This window comes from Advenella mandrilli (assembly GCF_016595155.1).
GTDB classification, from domain to species: Bacteria; Pseudomonadota; Gammaproteobacteria; order Burkholderiales; family Burkholderiaceae_B; genus Advenella; species Advenella mandrilli.
Map to the genome: position 1 here is coordinate 96,104 of NZ_JAENGP010000003.1, position 26,493 is coordinate 122,596.

Below are 26,493 nucleotides of genomic sequence, written 5' to 3' on the forward strand. Positions count from 1 at the left end.
AACTGTTATTTTTTAAGAAAAACCCACCCTGTTTTTCATTGAAAAAAAGCTCTCTTTTATCAATTGTTTACATTGTTGGCAAAACAACCACGTTATCTACAAAAAACTCCCATAAAAAAACCCGAACATTCGTAAATGTTCGGGTTTCCGGTTTGAATCAGGTAACGACAGTATTTACCTGTTCATAGGGCAATTATGGGTGTTTATTTACCCACCTGGTTACCAATCACACCACCAACGGCGGCACCACCAACAGTACCCCAGCCGCTGCCACCGGTTAACACAGCACCGGCCACACCACCAATGGCTGCGCCACCAATAGTGCTTTTATCACGCGTACTCATGTGGCCACAACCGGTTAATGCAGCAGCCACAACGGCAACCAGCATTACTTTACTTACATTTTGCATTTTCATTTTTTACTCCTTAAGCCATTGGCCAAATATTCAATAATTTAAACATTATCCTATTACTGATAGCTTCTCAAAATACCCGTATTTTGGCTATATATTTAGGGTTTAAATTGTATCAATATTCTAATATACAGCGCTTTTGACACACACTGAAATTTACTTCAATGCTTTATAGCGAATCCGCTTGGGCTTGGCGCCTTCCTCACCCAGTCGACGTTTTTTATCGACTTCATATTCCTGGTAGTTACCATCAAAAAACACCACTTGCGAATCCCCTTCGAAAGCCAGAATATGGGTGGCGATACGGTCCAGAAACCAGCGATCGTGGCTAATTACCATGATACTGCCCGCAAATTCCAATAAGGCATCTTCAAGGGCACGCAGGGTTTCCACATCCAGGTCGTTAGAGGGCTCGTCAAGCAACAAAACGTTACCGCCTTTAATAAGGGTAGAGGCCAAGTGCAGGCGTCCGCGTTCACCACCCGACAATTGCCCCACCATTTTGTTCTGGTCGGCGCCCTTGAAGTTGAAACGGCCCAGATAGGCACGGGCCGGCATTTCAAATTTGCCAACCGTCAGCAAGTCTGCACCGTTGGAAATGAAGTCGAAGACGCTTTTATCGTTACTTAAGGTTTCACGTGACTGGTCAACAAAAGAAACATTGGCGGTCTGGCCTATCTTCACTTCACCGGAGTCAGGGGTTTCCTGGCCGGCAATCATGCGGAACAGGGTTGATTTACCCGCACCGTTAGGGCCAATAATACCCACAATGGCGCCAGGCGGCACTTTGAAGCTTAAATCGTCTATCAGCAAACGCTCACCAAAGGCCTTGCTGACATGATTGAATTCAACAACTTCATTACCCAGACGCTCAGCCACGGGAATGAAAATTTCCTGGGTTTCATTGCGCTTCTGGTATTCATGCGAAGACAGTTCCTCGAAGCGGGCCAAACGGGCTTTGGATTTTGCCTGGCGTCCCTTGGGATTCTGGCGTACCCATTCCAGCTCTTTCTTGATGGTTTTTTGGCGGGCGGATTCGGTGTTTTCTTCCTGCTGCAGGCGGTTGCCTTTTTGTTCCAGCCAGGAGCTGTAGTTGCCTTTCCAGGGAATACCATGACCACGGTCAAGCTCCAGAATCCATTCGGCCGCGTTATCCAGGAAGTAACGGTCGTGGGTGACCGCCACAACGGTGCCCGGGAATTTTTGCAGGAACTGTTCAAGCCATTCCACGCTTTCCGCATCCAGGTGGTTGGTGGGCTCGTCCAGCAACAACATGTCGGGTTTGGATAGCAGCAGGCGGCACAGGGCTACACGACGTTTTTCACCGCCCGACAAATTGCCAACCATGGCATCCCATGCGGGCAAACGCAGGGCATCGGCCGCAATTTCCATTTGATGCTCAATGTCATCCGCCCCGCTGGTGGCCGCAGCGGCAATAATGGATTCCAGTTCGGCCTGTTCAGCCGCCAGCTTGTCAAAGTCGGCATCAGGCTCGGCGTATTCGGCATAGACCTCGTCAAGGCGTTTACGGGCGGTAAACACCTCGCCCAGGCCTTCTTCCACCGATTCACGCACGGTATGCTCGGGGTTCAGCTGGGGTTCTTGCGGCAAGTAGCCAATATTCAGGCCAGGCATGGGAATGGCTTCGCCTTCAATCTCCTTGTCAACCCCGGCCATAATTTTAAGCAGGGTTGATTTGCCAGAGCCGTTCAGGCCAAGGACGCCAATTTTGGCACCCGGAAAAAAAGACAGGGAAATATCACGTAAAATCTGCCGCTTGGGAGGCACGATTTTACCGACTCGGTTCATGGTATAAACGTATTGGGCCATTTTTATCTGTGTAAATATGAAAATATGAAAGAGCCCATTGTAGCCATTTCCTGTCGCATTGTCCGTTTGTGGAATTGGCCAAAGGGTTGGAGCAAATAAAATCCAGTACAATTAGCTAATTAAATCCACGCCTACCCTATAGTGATAAACATGCTTACTTTTACTGAACACGAACTGGAACTCCTTGGCAAAACCGCCGATGCCCTTAGCGCCTATATGGGCAAACCGGTCCTGGCCGAAGTGGATGTATCTGAAGACGGCTTTGAATGGGTGATGTTTGGGGTTCCGCTAGACGTTAACAACGAAGCCGATGAAGAAATGGTGCAGATCCAGATGGCCGGCCCGTCCGCACGCCTGCTGGGCAATGCCGGTGGTCTTAATGACTGGCAACAAGAGGTTTATGCCTGCGAGTTCCTGTGGGGCATTCAGCTAACCGACCAGGAAAACATCCGTTTCATTCGTATTGACTATACCGGCGAAGAGGTTCAATGGACCGAAACCCTGGAAGAAATGCTGCCATTTGCCATTAACGATGAAGACTTTTCTATTGATAATGAAGATTGGGACGAAGAAGATGAGGGCGATGATGAGCCCGATAACACCCCGCCTGCCCCAACCTTGCATTAATGCAGGCTTTTATCCCGCAAATATAGCAATACCCCAACCGGATACATGGATGCCACCAGCAAAGTGGGCATTAAACCCCGCAACTGGGCCAGGCCGGGCAGTTTAACGCCCCCTGCCCGCAAATGCAGGCGAAAACGGGTGTAGCGTGCCGCTGCCATTAAAAAAGCGGCAGGCTGGTACTTAAACCAGGGCAGGCATTCCACCACGGTATCGCGTGCCAGCAGCAACAGGCCCAGGGCATGTTTTTTTCCCAATTGCGCGCCCTCTTCAGACAGGGAGCCTTCGGTTTCATGATAAACCCGAAACACCTGGTTGACGAAACGGGTTAAATATCCTTTGCGGGCAATGGCTCGCCAAACAACGCTTTCCGGTACAAAACCGTCTATGTTTTCCGGGAAGGGAAAATATTTAAGCACCTCGGTTTGCATGCAGCCAAATTTTTCACCTTTGACAGAATGTCGGAAAATCATGTCCATAGAGGTCATGTCCATGACGTCTTCAGGATATTTATCACCCACAATGCTGCCATCGGGGCGGGCACACAGGCCCGTAACGGCAATATAACCGTCGCGCTGTTCGGCAGGAATAGAACGCCAGCACGCCCACATCTGGTTAAGGGCATCGGGCGGCAGGGTGTCATCGCTGTCAAGAACCACCAGCAAGCGTCCCCAGGCCTGCCTGACCCCATTATTGAAAGCGGTTTTTTTATGCTGATTTTTTTGCCAGACATAGCGGATGGGAAAGGGGGAGTCTTCTTGCCATTGCTCTATCAGTTCACGGGTGTTGTCGGTAGAACCGTCATCAATAATCAGCCATTCAAAATCACTAAATAACTGATTGCACAGCGACTCATAGGCGCGCAACAGAGTGTGTGCCCTATTGTAGGTCGGTGTCAACACCGTAAACGAAAACTGATTCTCTGTCATGGCTGAAAATAAATAACGGCTTTGCTTTTTATTAATGGCTTGTTAAGCCAAACGATACGCTAGTTTGCCATGTTATTGGACGCTAACCTGTAGTGAATCGTAAAATGCGTAAATGACATTAATGAAGCTGGCATTATTCATTAAAAAGGCCGCTGTCTGGTGACAACGGCCTTGAATTTTTGCCAGATGGGCAAAACATGGTTAACGCCCTAAGGGATTAAGCACGCTTTACTTTTTCAAGCATTTTGAACACGCCTTTTGGTGAGCCAACAAACAAACGTTTGAATGCTTTACCCAGGCAGCGGCGCTCAAGAGTATTACGACGGACGCGCTTGATTTCAGCCATGAGATTCTCCGGATTAATAGGTTAGCCTTACAGTTTACTTTAAAATGATCAGGTTGATCAATAAATATTCAATTGTGTGAAAATTAAATCCCGTACTACTCTGGTTCTGATGCAGCTGTGTAGATTTTAGTACCACCCCGTCAGGCTTCGCCTGCCACCCCTCCACAGAGGGGAATTTTCCTGCTTCGTGGATACACCAGTATATGCATTCCGCCCCGCTTGAGAACTTAGCATAAATTCCCCTCTGCGGAGGGGTGGCGCGTAGCGCCGGGGTGGTGCATTTTCATCGCCAGTTCAAAGGCAACCCGCAAAGAAGATTCGTCGGCAATGCCTTTTCCGGCAATATCAAAAGCGGTGCCGTGATCAACACTGGTACGGATGAAAGGCAGGCCAACGGTCACGTTAACGCCGTTATCCACCCCCAGATATTTCACGGGAATTAAACCCTGGTCGTGGTATTGGGCCACCACAATATCAAACTCTCCCTTGCGGGCGCGCATGAAGATGGTGTCGCCGGGGTAAGGGCCGCTTGCGTCCAGGCCCTGTTGGCGCATATGTTCAATCGCGGGGGCAATAATATTGATGTCTTCCTGCCCAAATCGCCCTTCTTCACCGGCATGCGGGTTTAAACCGGCCACGGCAATGCGCGGGCGGGCAATGCCCAGCTGGCGACAGGCCTGGTGCGCCAGCCGGATGGCAGTGCATTCATTGTCATGGGTGATTTGTTGCGGCACCGCCGACAGCGGGATGTGAATGGTAACCAGCAAGACCCGCAGTTCGTCGTTTAACAGCATCATACCCACCTGCCCCGCCCCTGAGCGTTGCGCCAGAATTTCGGTATGGCCAGGATGATCCACCCCCGCCATTTTCAAAGAAACCTTATGCAAGGGTGCGGTCACAATGGCGGCAATTTTCCCGTCCATGGCATCGTCAATGGCCTGACAAAGATAAGCATACGCCCCCTGCCCGGCTTCTTTGCTAACCTGGCCCAGGGGCAGGCTGGCCGGAATAGGTGGTGCGCAGTTAATGACAGGAATGGTCACTGCACCCGGTGTGGCTGGCGTAGTGGCATTCTCCCCCAAACCCGCCGGGCTTTTCTGAAAATAGTCATTAATGCTGGCAAATTCCTGTATTTGTACCTGCGGCAGGGCCAAAAAACCGGCCGCCCTGGCCAGGCTGCCCGCATCACCATACACCACCGCCGGTACCGGCAAGCCCTTGGCAAACAGCTTCACAACCAGTTCGGGGCCAATGCCGGCCGCATCTCCCATGGTAATACCCAGCGGCAAAGCCGCCTGTTGTAATGATTCGCCTGACATACGCCACCTTTCCAATGAATATGATTACCCGTATTACGTATTAATAAGATTTCTTTCTTCCAAGTTTAACAGTTCAGGCCTGGCATTCAGGCACAAATTCACACTTGTTGACGGCAGGGTTTCATGGTGTTGGTGGCAAAGCCGTCATATAATGAATCTGGATGTTTGAACAGTACCCCTGTTCTCCCCTTTTAATTTTTTTTGCCACCCGCCCCAACGCCTTCAAGCATAACGGTATCCCTTTTCATGAGTTCACAAATCAAAATCGTCGGTGCCCGACAAAACAACCTTAAAAACCTTGATGTCACGTTCAACACCGGAGAGTTCACGGTGATTACCGGGGTGTCCGGGTCCGGCAAAAGCTCTTTGGCTTTTGATACCCTGTACGCCGAAGGCCAGCGCAAGTATGTGGAAACCTTTTCCCCTTACGCCCGCCAGTTCCTGGACCGCATGGACAAGCCCCAGGTGGAACGCATTGAAGGCATTTTACCGGCCATCGCGATTGACCAGACCAATCCGGTGCGCAATTCGCGCAGCTCGGTGGGCACCATGACCGAACTGAACGACCACCTGAAACTGCTTTATGCCCGTGCCGCCCGCCTGTACTGCCGCTGTTGCGCGCGTGAGGTTAAAAAAGACAATCCGGAAAGCATTTACCGGGCGCTGGCAAGGCTGTCGGTACAAGCCAATGACCCACGGCTAATTATTACCTTCCCGGTAATTGTGCCGCTTAATTATTCTGAAGAAGAAATCAAGAGTTATCTTGAGCAGCAGGGCTACACGCGGATTCATACCGAAGAAACCCGCACGGTAACCCGCCTGGTGAAAGACAAGAAAAAGAAAGAAAAACCGGTGTCCGAAACCCTGCGCGTGCTGTATGTGGTGCAAGACAGGTTGCGCTTTTCCAACACCGAAGAATCCCGCGTGATGGAAGCACTGGAAGCCTGCCTGAAATATGGCAACGGGCATTGTTCAGTTTACGCACTAGACACTGAAAACACCCCCCTGCATACCTGGAAATTCAGTGACCAGCTGCATTGTGCCCACTGTGACATTAGCTACTCTGCCCCCTTGCCCAGCACATTTTCTTTCAATTCCCCCCTGGGGGCCTGCGAAACCTGCCGGGGCTTTGGCCGGGCCATGGGGATTGATTTTGGCCTGGTGATTCCCGATGAAAGCAAGTCCCTGGAAGAAGGGGCCGTCAAACCCTGGCAAACCCCCAGCTACAAAGAATGCCAGCAAGAAATGATGCAGTATGCCAAAAAAATTGGCATCCGCACGGCAACCCCCTGGAACAACCTTAACCAGGCAGAAAAAAACTGGGTCCTGTACGGCACCCCCGAATGGAAAGGTGGTGCCTCGGCCTGGAAACACCAGTGGTACGGCGTGCAACGGTTTTTTGACTGGCTGGAAACCAAGTCCTACAAAATGCACGTGCGTGTTCTACTATCCAAATACCGCAGCTACACACCCTGCCCGGCCTGCCATGGCTCACGCCTGAAGCCCGATGCCAACCTGTGGCGGCTGGGCAATACCCGCCAGGACCATCCGCTAACTGGCAACTACAAACGCTTCAAGCCGGTCGGTGCCTCCTGGAGCGAAGCACAACTGAACCAACTGGGCGGCCTGGCCATTCATGACCTGATGCAGCTACCCATCGAACGGGTGCATGCCCTGTTCGGGCAACTGGAGCTGGGTGAAGACAACGATGCCGCCATGACCCTGGTGCTAACGGAAATTCGCACGCGCCTGAAATTCCTGTGCGATGTGGGGCTGGGTTATTTAAGCCTGGACCGCCAAAGCCGCACCCTGTCGGGTGGCGAAGTGCAGCGCATCAACTTAACGACGGCACTGGGCACTTCACTGGTGAATACGCTTTTTGTGCTGGATGAGCCCTCTATTGGCCTGCACCCGCGTGATATGCACCGCATTATTGAAGTCATGCTGCGCCTGCGCGATGCCGGCAATACCCTGGTGGTGGTTGAACACGACCCGCAAGTGATGGTGGCCGCCAACCGGATTCTGGATATTGGCCCGGGCCCGGGCGAACGGGGCGGTGAAATCATTTTTGACGGGACACCCGACCAATTGCGTTCGGCATCGTCACTGACCGGACAGTATCTGGGCGGCAAACTGAAAGTGGAGTCGCCACGCCCCATGCCGGTCAGCAACAACACGCCCCGGCTGATTCTTGAAGGCGTGACGGCCAACAACCTTAAGCACTGCGATGTGTCTTTTCCGCTGGGCCGGCTGGTGTGCATTACCGGGGTTTCAGGCTCGGGCAAGTCTACCCTGATCCAGGATGTGTTGCATCCGGCCCTGCTGAAGCATTTTGGCAAGCCCACCGAAGCCCCCGGGCCGTTTACCCGCCTGCTGGGTGCCGAACAGCTGGCCGATGTGGTCATGGTAGACCAGTCTCCCATTGGCAAAACCGCCCGCTCCAACCCGGCCAGTTATGTGGGCGCTTTTGATGCCATCCGCAAGCTGTTTGCCCAGGCCGTGGTTTCGCGCGAGCGCGGCTATACCGCCGGCACGTTCAGCTTCAATAGCGGCGACGGGCGCTGCCCGACCTGCGGCGGCACCGGTTTCGAGCATGTGGAAATGCAGTTCCTGTCCGACGTTTATCTGCGCTGCCCCGATTGCGATGGCAAACGTTTCAGGCCTGAAATACTGGAAGTCAAGGTTGAGCACCTGGGACGCCAGGCTTCCATTGATGAAGTGCTGGCCATGACCGTTCACGAGGCCCTGGAATTTTTTAAGGGCTTGCGAGATGTACAAACCAGCCTGATGCCGCTGTCGGATGTGGGGCTGGAATACCTGGCGCTTGGCCAGCCGGTACCCACCCTTTCAGGCGGCGAGGCCCAGCGTCTGAAGCTGGCCGGACACCTGGCCACAGCGGCCCGCAGCGGTATTTCCAGCGCCAAAGTTGCCAAAAAAGGCAGCCTGTTCCTGTTTGACGAACCCACCACCGGCCTGCATTTTGATGATGTGGCCCGCTTGATGCGCGCCTTCCGCAAACTGCTGGCGGCTGGCCATTCCCTGTTCATTATTGAACATAACCTGGATGTGGTCGGGGCTGCCGACTGGATTATTGACCTGGGCCCCGATGGCGGTGAAGCCGGTGGCCAGGTGGTTGCCCAAGGTTCCCCTGCAAAGATTATAGAGCATGCCACGTCCAGCACCGGACAGGCCCTGCGCGAGTATACGCAAAGCATGCTCGCCCCGGCACCGGCCAGTTTGAATGAAGTATCTCCGGCCTATCTGGGAACCGCCCTGCGCCAGCAAGGCAACAACGACGTGGCCCGGGCCAATCAAATTGATATCATGAACGCCCGTGAGCACAACCTGAAAGGCATCAATGTTCATATCCCCCACAACACCTTTACCGTTATTACGGGGGTATCGGGTTCGGGCAAGTCCACCCTGGCGTTTGATATCCTGTTTAACGAAGGCCAGCGCCGCTATCTGGAATCGCTGAATGCCTATGCCCGTGCCGTGGTGCAACCGGCAGGCAAGCCCGATGTAGACGCCATTTATGGCATTCCGCCCACGGTGGCGATTGAACAGCGCACCAGCCGGGGCGGGCGCAAATCCACCGTGGGTACCATGACAGAAACCCACCATTTCCTGCGCCTGCTATATGTCAAGCTGGGCACCCAGTTTTGCCCCGACTGCCAGGTGCCGGTCGAGCCGCAAACCCCCGAACAGATTTTTGCCCGGATATTGCACGCACACAGGGGGCAACACATTGGGATCATGGCACCCTTGGTCACCGCCCGTAAAGGCTATTACACTGACTTGGCCAAATGGGCGCAATCCAAAGGCTATACCCACTTGCGGGTAGACGGCGACTTCATTCCGGTACAGCCCTGGCCACGACTGGATCGTTACAAAGAACACACCATAGAGTTGCCAATTGCCGATTTCATCGTGGACGTGAACAATGAAAGCGGCCTGAAAGAGGCGTTACACAAGGCACTGGAACATGGCCAGGGCAGCATGAGCATTATTTGGGAACTGGACCGCAACAATCCCCTGCAAGCCAGCCATTTACCGCAACAGCATTTTTCGGTGAAACGTGCCTGCCCGTGCTGCGGCACCAGCTTTCCCGAACCCGACCCGCGCCTGTTCTCTTTTAATTCCAAGCATGGCTGGTGCCCCGATTGTTTTGGCACCGGCCTGAAAATAAGCGGATTTGATGCCGAACAAACCGGTGAAGAAAGCAGCTGGATCAACACCAGTGAAGAGGAAGAAGCGGCCCTGCAGGATTGCCCTTCCTGCCATGGCCTGCGCTTAAACCGCAATGCCCGTGCCGTGCAATGGCAAAACAGGGCTATTACCGAACTCACCACGCTGCCTGTTTCAGAAGCCCTGGCTTTCTTCAGTCATTTAAGCCTGAACAAACGTGAGGCGGAAATTTCGCGTGACATCCTGTCTGAAATCAGAAACCGCCTGGCTTTCATGGAAGAAGTAGGACTGGGCTATCTGGGTCTGGACCGTGCCGCTCCCACCCTGTCCGGTGGCGAGGCCCAGCGCATCCGGCTGGCGGCCCAGCTGGGCTCCAACCTGCAAGGGGTTTGCTATATTCTGGATGAACCCACCATTGGCCTGCACCCCCGCGACAACCGCATCCTGCTTAATGCCCTGGCCCGCCTTGAAGGCAATGGCAATACCCTGGTGGTGGTTGAACACGATGAAGACACCATCCGCCGCGCCAGCCATATTATTGATATGGGCCCCGGTGCCGGGGTACGGGGCGGTACGGTAGTGGCCCAGGGCAGTTATCAGGACATTGCCAACAACCCGAATTCCCTGACGGGCAAATACCTGGCCCACCCTATTGCCCACCCCATGCAGCCGCGCCGCCCGGTGAGCGATGAAAACGCGTTCATTACCGTTAAAAATGCCCGCCTGCATAACCTGAAAAACGTGAACGCCAGGGTGCCGCTTAACCGGCTGACCGTAATTACCGGGGTATCGGGCTCAGGTAAATCCACCCTGGCCCGGGATGTCCTGCTGGATAATCTTAAGTCGTTTATTGGCACCAAAAACACACCACACTGGAAGGGTTGCGAACACATAGAAGGCTGGGAACCCCTGGACCGGGTGCTGGAAGTGGACCAGACGCCGATTGGTAAAACACCCCGCTCCTGCCCTGCCACCTATGTGGGTTTCTGGGACGATGTCCGCAGGCAGTTTGCCGAAACCCGGGATGCCAAAATCCGTGGCTGGAACGCTTCGCGCTTCTCATTCAATACCGGTGAAGGACGCTGCCCGATTTGCGAAGGCCAAGGCATGCGCACCATTGAAATGAGTTTTTTGCCCGATGTCAAAGTTCACTGCGAAGCTTGCAACGGCAACCGATTCAACAGCGATACCCTGAGCATACGCCTGCGTGATAAAACCGTGGGGGAAGTGCTGCGCATGGACGTGGACGATGCCCTGCCCTATTTTGCCGCCCATCCCAAGGTGTTCCGCAGCCTGCAATTAATGCAGGATGTTGGCCTGGGTTACCTGACCCTGGGGCAACCGTCTCCCACTCTTTCGGGTGGAGAGGCGCAGCGCATCAAGCTGGTGACCGAGCTGGTCAAGGCCCGGATGGATGAAGGGGTGATTAAAACCGGCCGTGCCTCCAGCCGCCCGCATACCCTGTATGTGCTGGACGAACCCACGGTAGGACTATCCATGGCCGATGTTGAAAAGCTGACCCATGTTTTACACCGCCTGGTGGATGCCGGTAATACGGTGGTGGTGATTGAACACAACCTGGATATTATGGCCGAAGCCGACTGGATTGTGGATATGGGGCCTGAAGGGGGCACCGAAGGGGGTGAAGTGGTGGCTGCCGGCACACCTGAAGACTTGGTGGCGGCCCGGTATAAATCCCATACGGGGCAGGTGTTGTTTGAGTTTATGGGGGGGTGAATTCAGCGTTGGGGGGGGGCGTATAACCACGTCAGGGTGTGCGTACAACCACCCCGGCGCTTCGCGCCACCCCTCCGCGGGAGGGGAATTATTTGAGGCTTCGTTTAGGGGGGAGGTGGTTTGGGGACCACCCCGGCGCTTGGCGCCACCCCTCCACGGGAGGGGAATGTGAGGCACTGACGTTTCTACGAAGCAGGAAAATTCCCCTCCCGTGGAGGGGTGTCAGGCTACGCCTGACGGGGTGGTTACACGCAAACTGATAACTAATATCAAACTACGCCTGACGGGATGCTCACACATAGCGTCAGAGTTTCAACAATTGCGCAATGCCGGCATTGGCCACCGCCATCCCCATGGTGGCAGTTACCGTCACGCAAGAGCCGTAACCGGCACAAGACAAACCCTGCAAGGGGGAATTGCTCTCTGTTTGCCCCGCATTTTTCCCGGCATCGTTATTTCTTATTTGCTCCACATCGTTATTTCTTGCTTGCCCGGCATCATCCTTACCAACCTGCCACAAATCAGGCAAAATGGCTGGCTGATCAAACCAGAAACAATCCACATTCATTTTGGGCACGCGTTTTAAGGCTTTGCCGTTGTGGTCCGAGCCTTTGGCAAAGCCGTGTTGCTTGCGCAAAATATTGCGCAGCCGGGCCAGCAGGGCATCGTTGCGGGCCTGTGACAAGTCACCGGCACACAAACTTAAGGGATTAGTTTTGCCGCCAGCGCCCCCGCACATGATTAAAGGCACCTTGCGCTGACGGCAGGCCAGCACCATGGCCACTTTGGCTGACACCTGGTCGGTACAGTCAATAAAGACATCAGGCTGCCGGTCATCCAGCAATTCATTAATATTGGTGGCGTCAACAAAATCCTCAAACCGGTGCACCTGGCATTCAGGGTTAATGCCTGCCACCCGCTCTGCCATAGCCTGCACCTTGGCCATGCCCATGGTTTGGCTTAAGGCATGAATCTGCCGGTTCACATTGGATTCGGCCACATGATCCAGGTCGGCCAGCGTAAGCTGTCCAACACCGGAACGGGCCAGGGCCTCGGCTACCCAGGATCCTACGCCACCAATGCCGGCCACCATGACATGAGCACTGGCAAGGGTTTGCGTTGCTTTTTCACCATATAGCCGCCGCAAGCCGCCAAAACGACGCTCATTATTACTTTCCTGCATGCTCATTTGTGTCTCTTTTGTCCTATACTAAAGTCAGGCTATTTTAACGTACATTTTTAAATCGAATTCAAAGTGAAGACACCTCTTCCTACCGCATTGCATAAGGCTATTGAGCATATCCAGAAATTCCGCCTGTGGACCGATGAAGAACGCGAGCTGTCCATGTTGGAAACACTTGCCGAACATCCGTCCCCCGAGGAAATCTGGGTGTTTGGCTATGGCTCTTTAATCTGGCGTCCCGAGTTCCATTTTCAGGAAGATCGTCTGGCCACGCTGCAGGGCTACCATCGTTCATTATGTTTGTGGTCCAGCGTCAACCGGGGCACCCCCGAGCAGCCGGGCCTGGTATTTGGCCTTGATTCTGGCGGCACCTGCCAGGGCAAGGTTTTTAAACTGCATGATAACAACATTCATGAACAGTTCCGCCTGCTCTGGAAACGCGAAATGCCCTCTGGCGCTTACATTCCCAAGTGGATCAAGTGTGAAACCATGATGGGCCCCATCACCGCGTTGGCCTTTGTTATGGACATCAACAGCCATGCTTACATACAAGGCCTTACCCGGGATGAAACCCTGGACATCGTTCTTAACGCCTGTGGCACTTGCGGCCCCTGCCCCGAATATGTACTGGAAACCGCCAGCGCTTTGGCACAGGCAAGCATTAATGATGAAAATCTGTTTGAACTGGCCGACCTTATTAAGCAACGCATTGCCAAACCCTAATCACAGTCACGGCTGTGCGGTAAACTAATCCTTTTTACGTATCCATTTCACTGCCATGTCTATTGCCGATTTGCGCCAACAGTACGAAAGAAACGCTTTACTCGAATCCCAACTGGCCCCCGATCCCATAAGCCAGTTTTCAAACTGGTTCCAAGAGGCTTATCAGGGAGAAATCCTCGAGCCCAATGCCATGATCGTTTCCACGGTTTCCGTTGAAGGCAAACCATCCTCCCGCACCGTCCTGTTAAAGGGCTTCGACCACGAAGGTCTGGTATTTTTTACCAGCTACGAATCCAGCAAAGGTAAAGACTTAAGCGGCAACCCCAATATCAGCGCCCTGTTCTGCTGGCTTCCCCTTCAAAGGCAGGTGCATATCAACGGTCATGTCGTCAAGCTGTCCGAAGAGGCGTCCACCGAGTATTTCAACAGTCGCCCCGAAGGTTCACGCATTGGCGCCTGGGCGTCCATCCAAAGCCAGCCAATTACCCGTGAAGAACTAGAGGCCCGGGAACAGCATTTCAAGGAAAAATTCGGCAACCATATCCCCAAGCCCCCCTATTGGGGCGGGTATTTGATTGTTCCCGACACCGTTGAATTCTGGCAAGGCCGGCCTTCACGCCTGCACGATCGCATCAAATACAACAAAGACAATAATGGAAACTGGACATTCACCCGGCTATCGCCCTGAGGTTCCAGTTTTCTTCTGATTCACAAGGTTTACCCATGAGCTTACGCGCTCCCGATTTTGATTCTCCGGCATTTAGAACGGCACTGGGCCGTTTTGCCACTGGTGTTACCATCGTTACCACCCTTCACCCCGATACCGGCAAGCCGGTTGGATTAACCGTCAGTTCTTTCAATTCGGTTTCGCTTAATCCGCCGCTGGTGCTGTGGAGCCTCACCCAGGACTCTTCCAATATCAGGGCATTTGAACAAGCCGAACGTTATATCATTCACGTACTGGCCGCCGATCAGCTTGATCTGGCCCGCCGCTTTTCCAAAGGCACCATTGAAGAACGCTTTGCCGGTGCCAATTACGAGACTAATGCATACGGACTGCCCAAACTGGCTAACGAATGCTGCGCCGCCTGGTTTGAATGCTACAGCCGCAACCGCTACCACGAAGGCGATCACATGATCCTGATTGGCGAGGTTGAACGCTGCGGTCACACCCACAGCCTGCCCCTGGTTTACCATGCCGGCAGTTTCGACCTGACCCCGCAAGCCATTATCAACAAGGTATGACTATGAGTGTGGATATTGAATGTATCGTGATTGGTGCAGGCGTGGTGGGTCTTGCCACGGCCCGCAAACTGGCCATGGCCGGCAAAGAGGTGCTGCTGCTTGAGGCCGAAGAAGCCATTGGCATGGGCATCAGCTCGCGCAATTCTGAAGTGATCCATGCCGGTATTTATTATCCCGCCAACAGCCTGAAAGCCCGGCTATGTGTGCAGGGCAAAGAAATGCTGTACCGCTATTGCGAAGAACGCGGCATTGCTTACCAGCGCATAGGCAAGCTGCTAGTGGCCACTTCAAGCGCACAACTGCCGCAACTGGACAACCTACAGGCCCAGGCAAGGGCCAACCAGGTTAATGACCTGGTCAAACTGGACCGGAAGCAAGTGCTGGCCCTGGAACCCGCGCTGCACTGCGAGGCGGCCCTGCTCTCACCGTCCACCGGTATTATCGACAGCCACGGCCTGATGCTGGCTTTGCAGGGCGACCTTGAAAATCATGGCGGGCAATGTGTTTTTCATACGCCGCTGGAAAGCGTGGTGATTGAAGAAGACGGCACCTTCCGCTGTACCTTTGGCGGTGCCGAAGCCATGACCCTGCGCTGCCATACCCTGATTAATGCCGCCGGTCTGCATGCCCCCAGCCTGGCACGCCAGTTCAAAGGGCTAAACCCGGCGTTTATTCCCCCGGAATACTATTGCAAAGGCAATTACTTTACCTTAAGCGGCAAGGCACCTTTTTCCCATCTTATTTACCCCATGCCCAATGAATCTGGCCTGGGCGTGCACTTAACGCTGGACTTGGGCGGGCAGGCCAAATTTGGCCCTGACACCGAATGGATCACCGAAGAAGACTATACCGTTAACCCTGCCCGGGCCGAGCAGTTTTATGCGGCTGTGCGCAGTTACTGGCCCGAACTGGCCGATGGCAGCCTTGAAGCGGGTTATGCCGGCATTCGTCCAAAAATTGTTTCCTCCCATGAGGCCGCTGCCGATTTCATGATTTCGGCCCCCGCCCAGCACAGCATTGCCAATCTGGTTAACCTGTTTGGCATAGAATCACCCGGCCTGACGGCCTGTCTTGCCCTGGCTGATGAAGTCTGGCAAGCACTTAACCCAACATCCCATTAAAATGCAAAAAGATTACATCCTTACCGTTTCCTGCCCCGACCGTACCGGCATTGTCCATTCCGTTTCCGGCCTCTTGCTTGCACTGAACGGCAACATTCTGGATTCACAACAATTTGGCGATGAAGAAACCCGCCAGTTTTTCCTGCGCGTGCACTTCTCACTGGAAACTGCCCAGGAACTGGACAGCCTGAAACAAAAATTCGCGCCTCTGGGCGAACAGTTCCAGATGAACTGGAACCTGTATAGTGCCCAACAAAAAGCCCGTGTCATGATTATGGTCAGCAAACAGGGGCATTGCCTGAATGACCTGCTGTTTCGCGCCCAGCACGGCTCTTTGCCGGTTGATATCGTGGCCATTGGCTCCAACCACCGGGATTACGAAGCCCTGGCCGCTTCTTACGGCATCCCCTTCCATTACCTGCCCATTACCCCCGAGACCAAAGCAGAACAAGAGCAGCAAATTATCCAACTGGTGTCAGATCTGAATGTTGACCTAGTGGTACTGGCCCGCTACATGCAGATATTGTCCAATCATTTGTGCCAGGCCCTGCAAGGACGTGCCATTAATATTCACCATAGCTTTCTGCCCAGCTTCAAGGGTGCCCGCCCGTATCACCAGGCACATGCCCGGGGTGTAAAAATTATTGGTGCCACCGCCCATTATGTAACGGCTGATCTGGATGAAGGCCCGATTATCGAACAGGATATCCAGTACGTAGACCACACCATGACGGCCGATGACCTGACACAGGTGGGCAGCGATACCGAATCGCTGGTGCTGTCACGTGCGGTAAAACATCATGTTGAACATCGCATTTTACTAAACGGACATAAAACCGTCGTGTTCAAATAAGACATATCAGACCGGTTGTTGTGCCTGCGTGACCAGCCATTGCTCAAACAGGCCCAATGCCTCTGAAGGGCTCCGGTCATCGGGATAACCAAAATAATACGATTTGCTAACCGGCAAGACGGCCGGCACAGGCATGACAAAACGCCCGCTCTTGATATGCTCCCTGGCAATAAAGGCCGGAAACAGGCCCATGCCCAAACCGGCCTCCACCGCAGCCAGTAACATGCTGAAAACCTCGTACCTGGGCCCGGCCAATATATGCGGCTCACACTCATAATGGTTGTGTTCATACCATTGCATCCAGGCATCGGGCCGCGTCATCATGTGCAGGTGGGTCATTTCTGCCAGGGCTTTTACCCCCTTGCTTTTAACCCGTGCCAGCAGCTGCGATGAACACACTGGAATCAGCTCCTGTTCGTAAAACAGACGAATGCTGTGCGTATTGTTCCAGGGTTGCTCGGCATGGTAAATAGCCGCATCTAGCGGATAATCCTTGAATAAAAAAGGCGCGGTCTTGCTGGAAAGACTAATGGCAATATCGGGATAGAGCCGCTGAAAACCGGCCAGCCGGGGAATCAGCCAGGTGGCCGCCAAGGTGGGCACAGTGCCAATATTCAGGCTACGGCCAATACCGGCGCGACTGATCAGGCCAAACGTGTCTTTTTGCAATTGCTCCAGATGATGCCGAACCCTGGCCGCATATTCCGCACCATGATCGGTTAGCACAATCCGCCGCCGCACCCGGGTAAACAATTCCACCCCCAGACGCTCCTCCAGCCCGGCCACCTGCCTGAACACAGCACTGTGGGTCAGGGACAATTCTTCGGCGGCACGAGAAAAAGATCCCAGCCGTGCAGAGGCCTCAAAGGCCTGCAAGGCCCCCAGATTGGGTACTCCTTTACGCATTTTTTTCCTTTCCAACAGGTTGAAGTGACTATATTGCACCAGATTGTGCGTTTTTATCAATTGCTATGTGAATAAATGGCACATAGAATATATCTCATTACATTGTAAAACCATAAAATCATCAATTTACAGGAGTCAACACCATGTCTTCAAATCCTTCTTTCCACTGGGACGATCCTTTATTGCTTAACGAACAGTTAACCGATGAAGAGCGTATGATTCGTGACGCCGCCCACGCCTACTGCCAGGACAAACTGGCGCCGCGCGTACTGGAAGCGTTCCGTCATGAAAAAACCGATCCTTCCATTTTCAGGGAAATGGGTGAACTGGGCCTGCTGGGCGTGACCATTCCGGTTGAATACGGTGGCTCGGGCCTGAACTACGTTTCTTACGGTCTGGTTGCCCGTGAAGTAGAACGTATTGACTCCGGCTACCGCTCCATGATGAGCGTGCAGTCTTCATTGGTGATGGTACCTATCAATGAATTTGGCAGCGAAGCCCAGAAAATGAAATACCTGCCCAAGCTGGCCACCGGTGAATGGATTGGCTGCTTTGGCTTAACCGAACCCAATCACGGTTCCGATCCCGATGGCATGGAAACCCGCGCTAAAAAAACCGAAAACGGCTACAGCTTAAGCGGCAATAAAATGTGGATCACCAACTCTCCCATTGCCGATGTATTCGTGGTGTGGGCCCGTTGTGTGGGCGGTGAGTTCGATGGCAAAATCCGCGGTTTCATTCTTGAAAAAGGCATGAAAGGCTTAAGTGCCCCGGCCATTCATGGCAAAGTCGGCCTGCGTTCATCTATTACCGGTGAAATCGTGATGGACGAAGTAGAGATTCCCGATGACCAGATGCTGCCTGGCGTCAGCGGCCTGCGTGGCCCATTCACCTGCCTGAATTCTGCCCGTTTTGGCATTGCCTGGGGCGCACTGGGTGCGGCAGAAGCCTGCTGGCATACGGCTCGCCAATACACGATGGATCGCAAGCAATTTGGCCGTCCTCTGGCACAAAACCAGCTAATCCAGAAAAAACTGGCCGACATGCAAACCGAAATCACCATGGGCCTGCAAGGCTGCCTGCGTTTGGGTCGCATGAAAGACGAAGGCACCGCTGCCGTTGAAATTACCTCTATCATGAAACGCAACTCTTGCGGCAAGGCGTTGGATATTGCCCGCCTGGCCCGTGACATGCTGGGTGGCAACGGTATTTCCGACGAGTTCGGCGTGGCCCGCCACCTGGTCAACCTTGAAGTGGTAAATACCTACGAAGGGACCCACGATGTTCACGCCCTAATTCTGGGCCGTGCCCAAACCGGCTTGCAAGCCTTTTATTAATCCAGACAACAACATGTGAGCCTGAAAACAGGCCAGCATGTTGTTTGCAGCCGCAATGAAGCAATAAAAAAAGGACTGAAACAGGTATTTGCACCTGCTTCAGTCCTTTTGATTCTGCCCGCCCCTGGCGGCCCTTGTTTCCTGCAATGCTAAACACGCCCCCCCGGTTTTACACCACAAGCGGGCGGCTTCGCATCAGGCGTCGTTCTTATCCTGTCCTGAAATATCAAATAAATTGGTAGCATCCAGTTCAAGGACAACGTCACCGTTCTGGTTGGTGACCTCCCAACTCCAAAGAATAATACCAATACCCGGGCGTGAATTGGATTCACGCTTTGCCTTGATAATTCCTTTCCAGAACAGGTCATCGCCAGGGCGTACCGGTTTAAGCCATTTCACGTAGTCCAGCCCCGGCGAGGCGAATGATTCGGATTCTCCGAGCACGGCATCAACCGCCATTTTCATGGCCATGCCACAAGTATGCCAGCCACTGGCAATTAACCCGCTCCAGTGACTTTCTGCCGCTTTTTCAGGATTAATATGAAACCATTGTGGGTCATAGGCGTTGGCAAAGGCAAGAATTTCTTCCTGAGTAACATGCCTGGGACCCTGCTCAAATACCTGGCCTGGCTTGAAATCTGCGAACTTCATTTCATCAACCTTAAATTACAAGTCTAATAGAACCGTGAGAACACACCCCTATTGAATCCAGCCTTTCCAGCCAATAGAACATTATTATTGGCCCCAGGGTTTCGGATTTAATAAAGCCATTCTAACGCACTGCACAAAAACAAATCAATCCAATCGTAAATATATTAATGAATATCTTTAAAATAAATCACAATAGATGTTTTTATACAGGCATTTAGCCTTTATTTCCATTTGGAAAAAATAATTGCCCGATTAATGATGCGTTGCAATATCGCAGATTGCTTCTATATTTTTATTTCTTACCTGAATGCGGTAAATGCTGCCCAAAAACCCACCGGCAAACCGCCGCAAGCCTTGGGCAACAACACTATTTTCAAAACGTTACCAGCTTCGGATACCGCCTGTATCCACGTGCACAAACTGGCTTTTGGGGTAATAGCCCACACCACCGGCTTTTAATGACAGGGCGGCATCACGCAACTCGGCAAGCGGCACGCCCGGCATGCGGATATCCAGTGCCCTGCCTTGCATATGCAGGCTTTTCTTGGCGACACCGCCACCACGGGTGGTACGCAAACGTTCGTTGGTATGCGGATCGCGATAACCGGAAATAATCTGGTAGGGGATATCGGCACGCAACGCCACCTTAATACCATTAAGGATATCGTAAAGGGCAGGATCCATAATACCTACGGTACCGGAATAGTGGTCGCGCAGAAAGCGGTTCAGGCGGGTAAGTGCCGAATTGACATACTGGTCACCCAAACGATAAACCACAGACAGTTTTTCATTGGTATGCGTATGATCCAGGGCAAGAAGATGATTTTTAGAGCTTAATGATAAACCGGCATTGACAGATGGGGCAATTGAAAATACTGCACCTGTCAGCGCCAGTTTACGGGTTGTTCGCAAAAACTGGCGCCGGGTATGAGGTGTACGCAACGACATGCTATACATTCTCCTGATAATTTTAAGGATTGGACGCGAGCAAAGGCCTGGCGGCCTGTTGCTGCGTATAACGCAGAAGAGCCTGGTTCAGCAGTTTGTCCTGCCCGTAGATATCAGGGAAGAAGTACGTTTTATTATTTTTCACGACGACGGTACTGTATGCCAGAACAACAGGAATGGGCTCGTCAAGCTTCATTGTATTCGATTTTCTGGCCGCCATTGCCGATTTGATGCGCGCCACCGTCCATTCGGGCTGGTTAAGCAATATAAACTGGGCCAGCTGGACCGGTTCTTCAACACGAATACAGCCATGACTGAAATCACGGCGAGCCCGGTCAAACAGTCCGACCGACGGGGTATGGTGCAGGAAAATACTCATGTTGTTGGGGAAGATGAATTTAATATCTCCCAGGGCATTTTGTGGGCCGGGACGCTGGCGAATGCGCGCCTTGCCAGCCAATACCGCACTCATGTTTGCTTCACTAACGGCCGTTGATACGCTATTGCCCACCACAAACTCCATGCCCTGACGGTTTAAGTAGCCAGGGTCGCGGCGAAGGCGTGGAATGGTTTCACCGCGCGCAATGGAATAGGGAATATTCCAGTACGGACTGAATTCGATGAATTTCATTTCGCCATCAAACAAGGGAGTACTGGTATTGAAAGCCCGGCCCACAATCACTTTCATTTCAATTTGGGGGTCTACCTTGCCATTATTAACGGCATAACCCCGCAAAATGAATTCGGGTACATTCACCACGATCATACGCGAATGTGTGGTTAACGGAGTCCAGCGCAAGCGTTCAAGGTTGACTTCAACTTGCTTGACGCGTTGTTCTGGCGTTACTGACAGCTGGGCCAGCGTGCCCTTGCCAATTACCCCGTCCTGCGCCAGTCCGTGCCGCTCCTGGAAGCTTTTTATGCCTTGCTCCAGCCTGGCATCATAAACCGCCGGTACGGCATCGCCAGGGGACAGATCTCCCAAGGCTTCAAGGCGTGCCTGCACACCCGCCAGGCCAGCATACGGCTGCCCGGACTTAAGGCTATTACCCTTGATGGCAGGTAACGGGGTTTGCCAGGCAGGATTACCCACCAGGGTTTTATAGTGAGCCAGCACCTTGAGCAAGCTGCCATACATGGGTATGGAGTTGGTAATGGTTTCGGGCAAACTGGCTAAACGATCCTGTTGCAAGGCATTTTGCAGCAAGGCATCGGCCTGCGCATCGGTAATGGGCGTGCGGTTAAATTTCTGTTTTACGCTGGCCGGGTCAACCCGCCCGTTTTTAAGGTCTTTGACATAAGCCCTCATGACACGGCTGGTGCGATCATTAAGCAAAGCCACCTGTTCGCTACTTAATTGCCCGTTATTGGCCTGGGCCAGTTGCTGTCTTAAACTTTCTATGGGATAGTCGGCCGGATTCAGGCCCTGAAGCCCGGCCTGTTCAAGCAAGCCAATGGCCTGTTGCGTTTGACGAATGGGTCGGTTGCCGGAAAACCAGGAAAGCGGCATTTGCGGTGCGACAACAGCGGCACTTTCGGGTGCCTTGCCAAAAACCGGCGGCTGTTCCAGAAAAAGAACGGGCTCTTCTGGCACGGCAAGCACGGGCACATTGGCCGCGACATGGGTGCTTGCTCCGGCAGTCAATAAGGCTGCAAACAAAATTTTATAGATTTTCATAGCCACCTCCTGCGTTTGTTTTTTACAGATGTTTAGCAAAAAACGACAGTGTCCGCTGACGGGCCAACTCAGTTGCCGCCTGATTGTAAGAGCCGCGCTGGTCGCAGCCAAAGCCGTGATCAACGCCTGGGTAAACAAACATTTCAGCATCAGGTTGGGCCTGGCGGATAATTTCTATATCGCTTAAAGGTATGGACTTGTCCAGTTCACCAAAGTGCATTTGCACCGGTACCGCGGTTTGCTCAGTGGCAACCTGTGCCAAACCACCGCCGTACCAGCATGAAGCAGCATTAACACTTGCTATTTCGGATGCTGCCAGCCACGCCAGCGTGCCACCCCAGCAATAACCCACGACACCCACACTGGACTGTTTTTCAAGCGCCTGAACGGCAGCGGCAATATCCATCATGACCTGCTCCTGGCTGATTTCACTGCGCAATTCAAGACCTTTTTGTATGTCTTGCTGGGCATAGCCCAGCTCTACCTTGGCCTGAACCCGATCGAACAGGGCCGGCGCGACCACCCGGTAACCTTGCGCCGCAAAAAAACCGGCAACATCACGTATGTGGCTGTTGACGCCAAAAATTTCCTGAATGAGCACAATACCCGCACGGGCAGTCTCTTCTCCGGTCACATAAGCATCAAAAACATGTCCGTCTTCTGCCCGTAAAGTCATGTACATAAATATTCTCCAGTGTCGTTAAAGCATGAACAAAGTCGTGCCTGTTCCTTTCATTAATCCTGAATTCCTTTCTACCACACTTCTTACAAAATCACAAAAGGCGGTCATGCGCCTAAGGCGCTTCAGGTCTTCATGAAAATACATCCAGAAACTGCGCTGGATATGGACATCTTCGGGCAAAATGGCGACCAGATGCGGGTTTTGAGCGGCCATGAAGCAAGGCAGGATGGCCAGTGCCTGCCCCTGCAAACAGGCATAATATTGCGCAATAATACTGGTACTTTTGAATACAACGTTGCTCAAAGGCAGCACATCTTCCAGGTAGCGCAACTGGTCGCTGTAAATCAGCTCTTCAACATAGCTGATACCGGAATGAAACTTAAGGTCATCCTGTTGCCGGATAGGGGGATGGTTTTGTAAATACTCACGCGTACCATACAGCCGCAAAGAATAATCACACAGCCTGCTGCACACATAAGGTCCGCGTAAAGGGCGTTCAATCGTAATGGCAATATCGGCTTCACGCCGGGTCAGGCTGACAAAACGCGGCACCGGCAAGACATCAAGGGTAATATCGGGATACTGTTGCTGGAACTGCATCGACAGGGGCGTAATAATATAACTGCCAAAACCTTCGGTGGCCGCTACCCTGATATGACCCGACAAGGATTCTCCCACCCCGGTTACCTTCTCGCGGGCATTAAACAAATGACTTTCCATTTGCTCGACATGGGCCAGCAATTCATGCCCTGCAGCCGTCAGGACAAACCCTGAGGAACGGGACTTGTCAAACAGCAAGGTATCCATTTGCGTCTCCAGCTGACGGATCCTTCTGGCTACCGTTGTATGCTCAACACCCAGCCGTACGGCGGCTGCGCTAACCCGCTGGGTTCTTGCCACCTCAAGAAAGTATCTCAAACCATCCCAGTCAAGTGTTTTCATATGTGCATTTTTAAACAATAGATGTGCATATTTTATATTGCAATTTTAATTTATACACATCAAACTGTATCTGGTCCAAAGAGACTTATTAAAACGAATGAAAACCCCGGAGACAAACCATGAAAATCCACGCGCATACCCTCGCCTTAAGTTGCGCCCTGGCATTCAGCTCAATAGCCAGCGCCAACGACATCCCCCCTGTCAAAATCGGTGTTCTTACCGACATGTCGGGCACCTATGCTTCTATGGGTGGCCCAGGATCGGTGGCCGCTGCCAGAATGGCGATTAATGATTGCCTGGCCGCCGAGTGCAAAGGCATGCAAATCGACCTGGTTTCAGCCGACAACCAGAACAAGGCCGATGTGGGTGCCGCCAAGGCGCGGGAATGGTTTGACCGTGATGGCGTAACAGCCATTGCCGACCTGACCAACTCGGCCGTTGCGCTGGCCGTCCAGAATATTGCCCGGGACAAGAACAAGGTGGTGCTGTTTTCCGGCCCGGCCACCACGGCCCTAACCAATAAAGAATGTTCTCCGGTGGGTTTTCACTGGATGTTTGACACCTACTCACAATCTGTGGGTGGTGCCAAGGCCACCATTGCCACCGGCGGCAAATCATGGTTTTTCCTCACGGTTGATTACGCCTTTGGCCACTCACTTGAAGCGGATACCTCCAAAATGGTGGAAACGCTTGGCGGCAAGGTAAACGGTGCGGTGCGTCACCCGCTGAACAACTCCGACTACGCCTCGTTCATGCTGCAGGCCCAAAGTTCCAAGGCCGACGTAGTCGCCCTGGCCAATGGTGGCCAGGACACCGTCAATGCCGTCAAGCAGGCCAAGGAATTTGGCGTTAGTGAGGGTGGCCAGCGACTGGTTTCCCTGCTTATTTTCCTGTCCGACCTGCGTGCGCTGGGTAATGAAAGCGCCCAGGGGCTTAGTTATGTTGACGGTTTTTACTGGGATTTTGATGACAATACCCGTGCCTGGTCCGACCGCTTTGCCAAGGAATTCAATAACCTGAAACCCACCATGACCCAGGCGGGCGTTTATTCAAGTGTCTTGCATTACCTGAAAGCGGTCGCTGCCGCCAAATCAACCGAAGGCGATAAAGTGGCTGCCCAAATGCGCGAATTGCCCATCGAAGACCCCATCATGCATAATGCATCCATCCAGCCCAATGGCCGTGTGATTCACGACATGTATCTGTATGAGGTCAAGAAACCGTCAGAAAAACAAAGCGAATGGGATTACTCAAAACTGCTTGCCACCATTCCGGCGGCAGAAGCTTTCCAGCCCCTTTCCGAATCAAGCTGCTCTCTTCTTAAATAAGTAAAAGGATTACATCATGCGCTCCATCCCAGAAGTCCCCCTGATTATCAATGGTGAAAAAGTCCGCTCCACGTCCGATGTCTGGCGCGATGTGGTGAATCCGGCCAACCAGGAAGTGGTTGCACGGGTTCCCTTTGCCACCCTTGATGAAGTGGATCAGGCGATTGCCAATGCCAAGGAAGCCTTCAAAACCTGGCGCAATAGCGGCCAGGGTACCCGCATGCGCATCATGCTGAAACTGCAGCATCTGGTGCGTGAAAACGCCACCAAACTTGCCGAACTGATTACCCTGGAACATGGCAAGACCCTGCCCGATGCGGAAGGCGAAGTTGGCCGTGGCCTTGAAGTAATTGAACATGCATGCTCGATTGTCAGCCTGCAACTGGGCGAATATGCTGAAAACGCAGCCTCGGGCATTGATGTTTATACGCTAAACCAGCCGTTGGGGGTTTGCGCCGGCATTACCGCGTTCAACTTCCCCATCATGCTGCCCTGCTTCATGTTCCCGATTGCCGTTGCGTGTGGCAATACCTTCATCCTCAAACCCTCCGAACAAGACCCCAGTTCCTCGTTATTTCTGGCCGAACTGGCCCTGGAGGCAGGCTTGCCCCCAGGCGTCCTGAACGTGGTGCATGGTGGCCCTGAAGTGGCTAACCGCTTATGCGAGCACCCGGACATCAAGGCGGTTTCCTTTATTGGCTCCACCCGCGTTGGCACAGAAATTTACCAGCGTTCTTCCAACGCAGGCAAACGCTGCCAGGCCATGATGGGTGCCAAAAACCATTGTGTAATTTTGCCCGATGCCGACAAAAACGTGGCCCTTAACCAATTGGTAGGCGCTGCCTTTGGCGCTGCCGGACAACGCTGCATGGCCACCTCGGTGGCAGTTATGGTGGGTGAAACCAAAGCGTGGCTGGACGAATTTGTCGAGCGCAGTAAAACCCTGAAAGTCAATGTGGGGACAGACCGCGCGGCAGACCTGGGCCCGCTGGTTTCTCCGGCAGCCCGTGAAAGGGTTCGTGGCCTGATCCAGGCCGGTGTTGATGAAGGCGCTGAACTGCTGCTGGATGGACGCGACATTACCGTTGAAGGTTATGAAAACGGCAACTTTGTTGGCCCGACCATTTTTGCTGGAGTCAAAGCGGACATGCGCATTTATCAGGAAGAAATTTTTGGCCCGGTATTGTGTGTGGTGTGTGTGGACACCCTGGATGAGGCCGTTGAGTTTATTAATGCCAACCCCAATGGCAATGGCGTGGCCATCTTCACGCAAAGCGGTGGCGATGCCCGTTACTTCCAGAACAATGTCGATGTAGGCCAGATTGGCATCAATATTCCCATTCCCGTACCCGTGGCCTGGTTCAGCTTCACCGGTTCACGCGGTTCAAAACTGGGTGATCTGGGTCCCAACGGCAAACAGGCCGTCAGCTTCTGGACCCAAACAAAATCAATCACCGCCCGCTGGACCCATCATGCCCAAGGGGTCAATACCACGATTAAAATGGAGTAA

22 protein-coding genes are annotated in these 26,493 nt (G+C 53.0%); 10 read left to right on the forward strand and 12 right to left on the reverse strand.

The genetic code is table 11. The annotated features are described in order from the left end of the window. Positions 1-203 precede the first annotated feature (203 nt). Both JHL22_RS03555 and ettA read right to left on the reverse strand, forming a co-directional pair. Complete coding sequence (locus JHL22_RS03555; protein ID WP_200233881.1) at positions 204-416, reverse strand: YMGG-like glycine zipper-containing protein; 213 nt, start codon at positions 414-416, stop codon at positions 204-206. Positions 417-569: 153 nt separating this feature from the next. After that, positions 570-2,243 (reverse strand): energy-dependent translational throttle protein EttA, encoded by a 1,674-nt coding sequence (gene ettA / locus JHL22_RS03560; RefSeq protein WP_200233885.1) that lies wholly within the window; start codon positions 2,241-2,243, stop codon positions 570-572. Positions 2,244-2,393: 150 nt separating this feature from the next. Here ettA and JHL22_RS03565 point away from each other — a divergent pair, with 150 nt between their 5' ends. Further along, positions 2,394-2,870 (forward strand): hypothetical protein, encoded by a 477-nt coding sequence (locus tag JHL22_RS03565; protein WP_200233886.1) that lies wholly within the window; start codon positions 2,394-2,396, stop codon positions 2,868-2,870. On the opposite strand, the gene JHL22_RS03570 is transcribed toward JHL22_RS03565, so the two are convergent. The 3 genes from JHL22_RS03570 to pdxA all read right to left on the reverse strand — a co-directional run bounded on the left by JHL22_RS03570 (position 2,867) and on the right by pdxA (position 5,461). Next, positions 2,867-3,796, reverse strand: a complete 930-nt coding sequence (locus JHL22_RS03570) for a glycosyltransferase family 2 protein (protein WP_200233887.1) — start codon at positions 3,794-3,796, stop codon at positions 2,867-2,869. The genes JHL22_RS03565 and JHL22_RS03570 overlap by 4 nt on opposite strands. A gap of 217 nt (positions 3,797-4,013) precedes the next feature. Next, complete coding sequence (locus tag JHL22_RS16085) at positions 4,014-4,142, reverse strand: hypothetical protein (RefSeq protein WP_268918908.1); 129 nt, start codon at positions 4,140-4,142, stop codon at positions 4,014-4,016. Between the two features lie 227 nt (positions 4,143-4,369). Then, entirely contained in the window at positions 4,370-5,461 is a 1,092-nt protein-coding gene (pdxA, locus tag JHL22_RS03575) for a 4-hydroxythreonine-4-phosphate dehydrogenase PdxA (protein ID WP_234041091.1), read from the reverse strand. Between the two features lie 246 nt (positions 5,462-5,707). Between pdxA and uvrA the strand changes: the two genes are divergently transcribed. Further along, positions 5,708-11,386 carry an excinuclease ABC subunit UvrA gene (uvrA, locus tag JHL22_RS03580; protein WP_200233888.1) on the forward strand — a complete coding sequence of 1,893 codons (5,679 nt, stop codon included), beginning with the start codon at positions 5,708-5,710 and terminating at the stop codon, positions 11,384-11,386. Between the two features lie 304 nt (positions 11,387-11,690). Here uvrA and JHL22_RS03585 read toward each other — a convergent pair whose 3' ends face one another. Beyond that, positions 11,691-12,569, reverse strand: a complete 879-nt coding sequence (locus tag JHL22_RS03585) for a tRNA threonylcarbamoyladenosine dehydratase (RefSeq protein ID WP_200234269.1) — start codon at positions 12,567-12,569, stop codon at positions 11,691-11,693. Between the two features lie 162 nt (positions 12,570-12,731). Between JHL22_RS03585 and JHL22_RS03590 the strand changes: the two genes are divergently transcribed. From JHL22_RS03590 to purU, 5 genes are read left to right on the forward strand one after another with little or no spacing between them, the layout of a single operon-like run. After that, positions 12,732-13,292, forward strand: coding sequence for a gamma-glutamylcyclotransferase (locus JHL22_RS03590; protein ID WP_200234277.1), 561 nt, complete (start codon positions 12,732-12,734; stop codon positions 13,290-13,292). A 55-nt stretch (positions 13,293-13,347) separates the two neighbouring features. Beyond that, on the forward strand, positions 13,348-13,980 hold the full coding sequence (gene pdxH, locus JHL22_RS03595; protein WP_200233890.1) for a pyridoxamine 5'-phosphate oxidase: 633 nt from the start codon (positions 13,348-13,350) through the stop codon (positions 13,978-13,980). 35 nt (positions 13,981-14,015) lie between these two features. After that, the gene (locus JHL22_RS03600) at positions 14,016-14,537 is read left to right on the forward strand and encodes a flavin reductase family protein (protein ID WP_200233891.1); all 522 of its coding nucleotides are present in this window, start codon (positions 14,016-14,018) and stop codon (positions 14,535-14,537) included. Between the two features lie 2 nt (positions 14,538-14,539). Then, a complete protein-coding gene (locus JHL22_RS03605) occupies positions 14,540-15,658 on the forward strand; it encodes an NAD(P)/FAD-dependent oxidoreductase (protein ID WP_200233893.1) in 1,119 nt (372 codons plus the stop codon). A 1-nt stretch (position 15,659) separates the two neighbouring features. Next, complete coding sequence (gene purU, locus JHL22_RS03610) at positions 15,660-16,511, forward strand: formyltetrahydrofolate deformylase (protein WP_200233903.1); 852 nt, start codon at positions 15,660-15,662, stop codon at positions 16,509-16,511. Between the two features lie 6 nt (positions 16,512-16,517). Here the strand turns inward: purU and JHL22_RS03615 are convergent, their stop codons facing one another. Continuing rightward, positions 16,518-17,417 carry a LysR substrate-binding domain-containing protein gene (locus JHL22_RS03615; protein WP_200233906.1) on the reverse strand — a complete coding sequence of 300 codons (900 nt, stop codon included), beginning with the start codon at positions 17,415-17,417 and terminating at the stop codon, positions 16,518-16,520. A gap of 143 nt (positions 17,418-17,560) precedes the next feature. On the opposite strand from JHL22_RS03615, the gene JHL22_RS03620 reads away from it, so the two are divergent. Continuing rightward, on the forward strand, positions 17,561-18,754 hold the full coding sequence (locus JHL22_RS03620; protein ID WP_200233908.1) for an acyl-CoA dehydrogenase: 1,194 nt from the start codon (positions 17,561-17,563) through the stop codon (positions 18,752-18,754). 195 nt (positions 18,755-18,949) lie between these two features. Here JHL22_RS03620 and JHL22_RS03625 read toward each other — a convergent pair whose 3' ends face one another. The 5 genes from JHL22_RS03625 to JHL22_RS03645 form a co-directional block, all read right to left on the reverse strand. Continuing rightward, positions 18,950-19,405 (reverse strand): MaoC family dehydratase, encoded by a 456-nt coding sequence (locus tag JHL22_RS03625; RefSeq protein WP_200233910.1) that lies wholly within the window; start codon positions 19,403-19,405, stop codon positions 18,950-18,952. Positions 19,406-19,786: 381 nt separating this feature from the next. Then, positions 19,787-20,353, reverse strand: a complete 567-nt coding sequence (gene mepK / locus JHL22_RS03630) for a peptidoglycan L,D-endopeptidase MepK (RefSeq protein WP_200233918.1) — start codon at positions 20,351-20,353, stop codon at positions 19,787-19,789. A gap of 22 nt (positions 20,354-20,375) precedes the next feature. Then, entirely contained in the window at positions 20,376-22,031 is a 1,656-nt protein-coding gene (locus JHL22_RS03635) for a L,D-transpeptidase family protein (protein WP_234041092.1), read from the reverse strand. Between the two features lie 22 nt (positions 22,032-22,053). Beyond that, positions 22,054-22,713, reverse strand: coding sequence for a dienelactone hydrolase family protein (locus JHL22_RS03640; protein WP_200233920.1), 660 nt, complete (start codon positions 22,711-22,713; stop codon positions 22,054-22,056). A gap of 18 nt (positions 22,714-22,731) precedes the next feature. Beyond that, positions 22,732-23,655 (reverse strand): LysR family transcriptional regulator, encoded by a 924-nt coding sequence (locus tag JHL22_RS03645; RefSeq protein WP_200233921.1) that lies wholly within the window; start codon positions 23,653-23,655, stop codon positions 22,732-22,734. A 119-nt stretch (positions 23,656-23,774) separates the two neighbouring features. Here JHL22_RS03645 and JHL22_RS03650 point away from each other — a divergent pair, with 119 nt between their 5' ends. Continuing rightward, positions 23,775-24,983 carry an ABC transporter substrate-binding protein gene (locus JHL22_RS03650; RefSeq protein ID WP_200233922.1) on the forward strand — a complete coding sequence of 403 codons (1,209 nt, stop codon included), beginning with the start codon at positions 23,775-23,777 and terminating at the stop codon, positions 24,981-24,983. Positions 24,984-24,999: 16 nt separating this feature from the next. Beyond that, positions 25,000-26,493 (forward strand): CoA-acylating methylmalonate-semialdehyde dehydrogenase, encoded by a 1,494-nt coding sequence (locus JHL22_RS03655; protein ID WP_200233923.1) that lies wholly within the window; start codon positions 25,000-25,002, stop codon positions 26,491-26,493.

What these genes read in the sequence shown, in the direction of transcription:
- JHL22_RS03555 (WP_200233881.1), bottom strand. Translation starts at nt 416, where the DNA reads ATGAAAATGCAAAATGTAAGTAAAGTAATGCTGGTTGCCGTTGTGGCT.
- JHL22_RS03565 (WP_200233886.1), top strand. Translation starts at nt 2,394, where the DNA reads ATGCTTACTTTTACTGAACACGAACTGGAACTCCTTGGCAAAACCGCC.
- ettA (WP_200233885.1), bottom strand. Translation starts at nt 2,243, where the DNA reads ATGGCCCAATACGTTTATACCATGAACCGAGTCGGTAAAATCGTGCCT.
- JHL22_RS03620 (WP_200233908.1), top strand. Translation starts at nt 17,561, where the DNA reads ATGTCTTCAAATCCTTCTTTCCACTGGGACGATCCTTTATTGCTTAAC.
- JHL22_RS03590 (WP_200234277.1), top strand. Translation starts at nt 12,732, where the DNA reads ATGTTGGAAACACTTGCCGAACATCCGTCCCCCGAGGAAATCTGGGTG.
- JHL22_RS03600 (WP_200233891.1), top strand. Translation starts at nt 14,016, where the DNA reads ATGAGCTTACGCGCTCCCGATTTTGATTCTCCGGCATTTAGAACGGCA.
- uvrA (WP_200233888.1), top strand. Translation starts at nt 5,708, where the DNA reads ATGAGTTCACAAATCAAAATCGTCGGTGCCCGACAAAACAACCTTAAA.
- JHL22_RS03650 (WP_200233922.1), top strand. Translation starts at nt 23,775, where the DNA reads ATGAAAATCCACGCGCATACCCTCGCCTTAAGTTGCGCCCTGGCATTC.
- JHL22_RS03605 (WP_200233893.1), top strand. Translation starts at nt 14,540, where the DNA reads ATGAGTGTGGATATTGAATGTATCGTGATTGGTGCAGGCGTGGTGGGT.
- pdxH (WP_200233890.1), top strand. Translation starts at nt 13,348, where the DNA reads ATGTCTATTGCCGATTTGCGCCAACAGTACGAAAGAAACGCTTTACTC.
- JHL22_RS16085 (WP_268918908.1), bottom strand. Translation starts at nt 4,142, where the DNA reads ATGGCTGAAATCAAGCGCGTCCGTCGTAATACTCTTGAGCGCCGCTGC.
- JHL22_RS03655 (WP_200233923.1), top strand. Translation starts at nt 25,000, where the DNA reads ATGCGCTCCATCCCAGAAGTCCCCCTGATTATCAATGGTGAAAAAGTC.
- JHL22_RS03585 (WP_200234269.1), bottom strand. Translation starts at nt 12,569, where the DNA reads ATGCAGGAAAGTAATAATGAGCGTCGTTTTGGCGGCTTGCGGCGGCTA.
- mepK (WP_200233918.1), bottom strand. Translation starts at nt 20,353, where the DNA reads ATGTCGTTGCGTACACCTCATACCCGGCGCCAGTTTTTGCGAACAACC.
- JHL22_RS03635 (WP_234041092.1), bottom strand. Translation starts at nt 22,031, where the DNA reads ATGAAAATCTATAAAATTTTGTTTGCAGCCTTATTGACTGCCGGAGCA.
- purU (WP_200233903.1), top strand. Translation starts at nt 15,660, where the DNA reads ATGCAAAAAGATTACATCCTTACCGTTTCCTGCCCCGACCGTACCGGC.
- JHL22_RS03615 (WP_200233906.1), bottom strand. Translation starts at nt 17,417, where the DNA reads ATGCGTAAAGGAGTACCCAATCTGGGGGCCTTGCAGGCCTTTGAGGCC.
- JHL22_RS03570 (WP_200233887.1), bottom strand. Translation starts at nt 3,796, where the DNA reads ATGACAGAGAATCAGTTTTCGTTTACGGTGTTGACACCGACCTACAAT.
- JHL22_RS03640 (WP_200233920.1), bottom strand. Translation starts at nt 22,713, where the DNA reads ATGTACATGACTTTACGGGCAGAAGACGGACATGTTTTTGATGCTTAT.
- JHL22_RS03625 (WP_200233910.1), bottom strand. Translation starts at nt 19,405, where the DNA reads ATGAAGTTCGCAGATTTCAAGCCAGGCCAGGTATTTGAGCAGGGTCCC.
- JHL22_RS03645 (WP_200233921.1), bottom strand. Translation starts at nt 23,655, where the DNA reads ATGAAAACACTTGACTGGGATGGTTTGAGATACTTTCTTGAGGTGGCA.
- pdxA (WP_234041091.1), bottom strand. Translation starts at nt 5,461, where the DNA reads ATGTCAGGCGAATCATTACAACAGGCGGCTTTGCCGCTGGGTATTACC.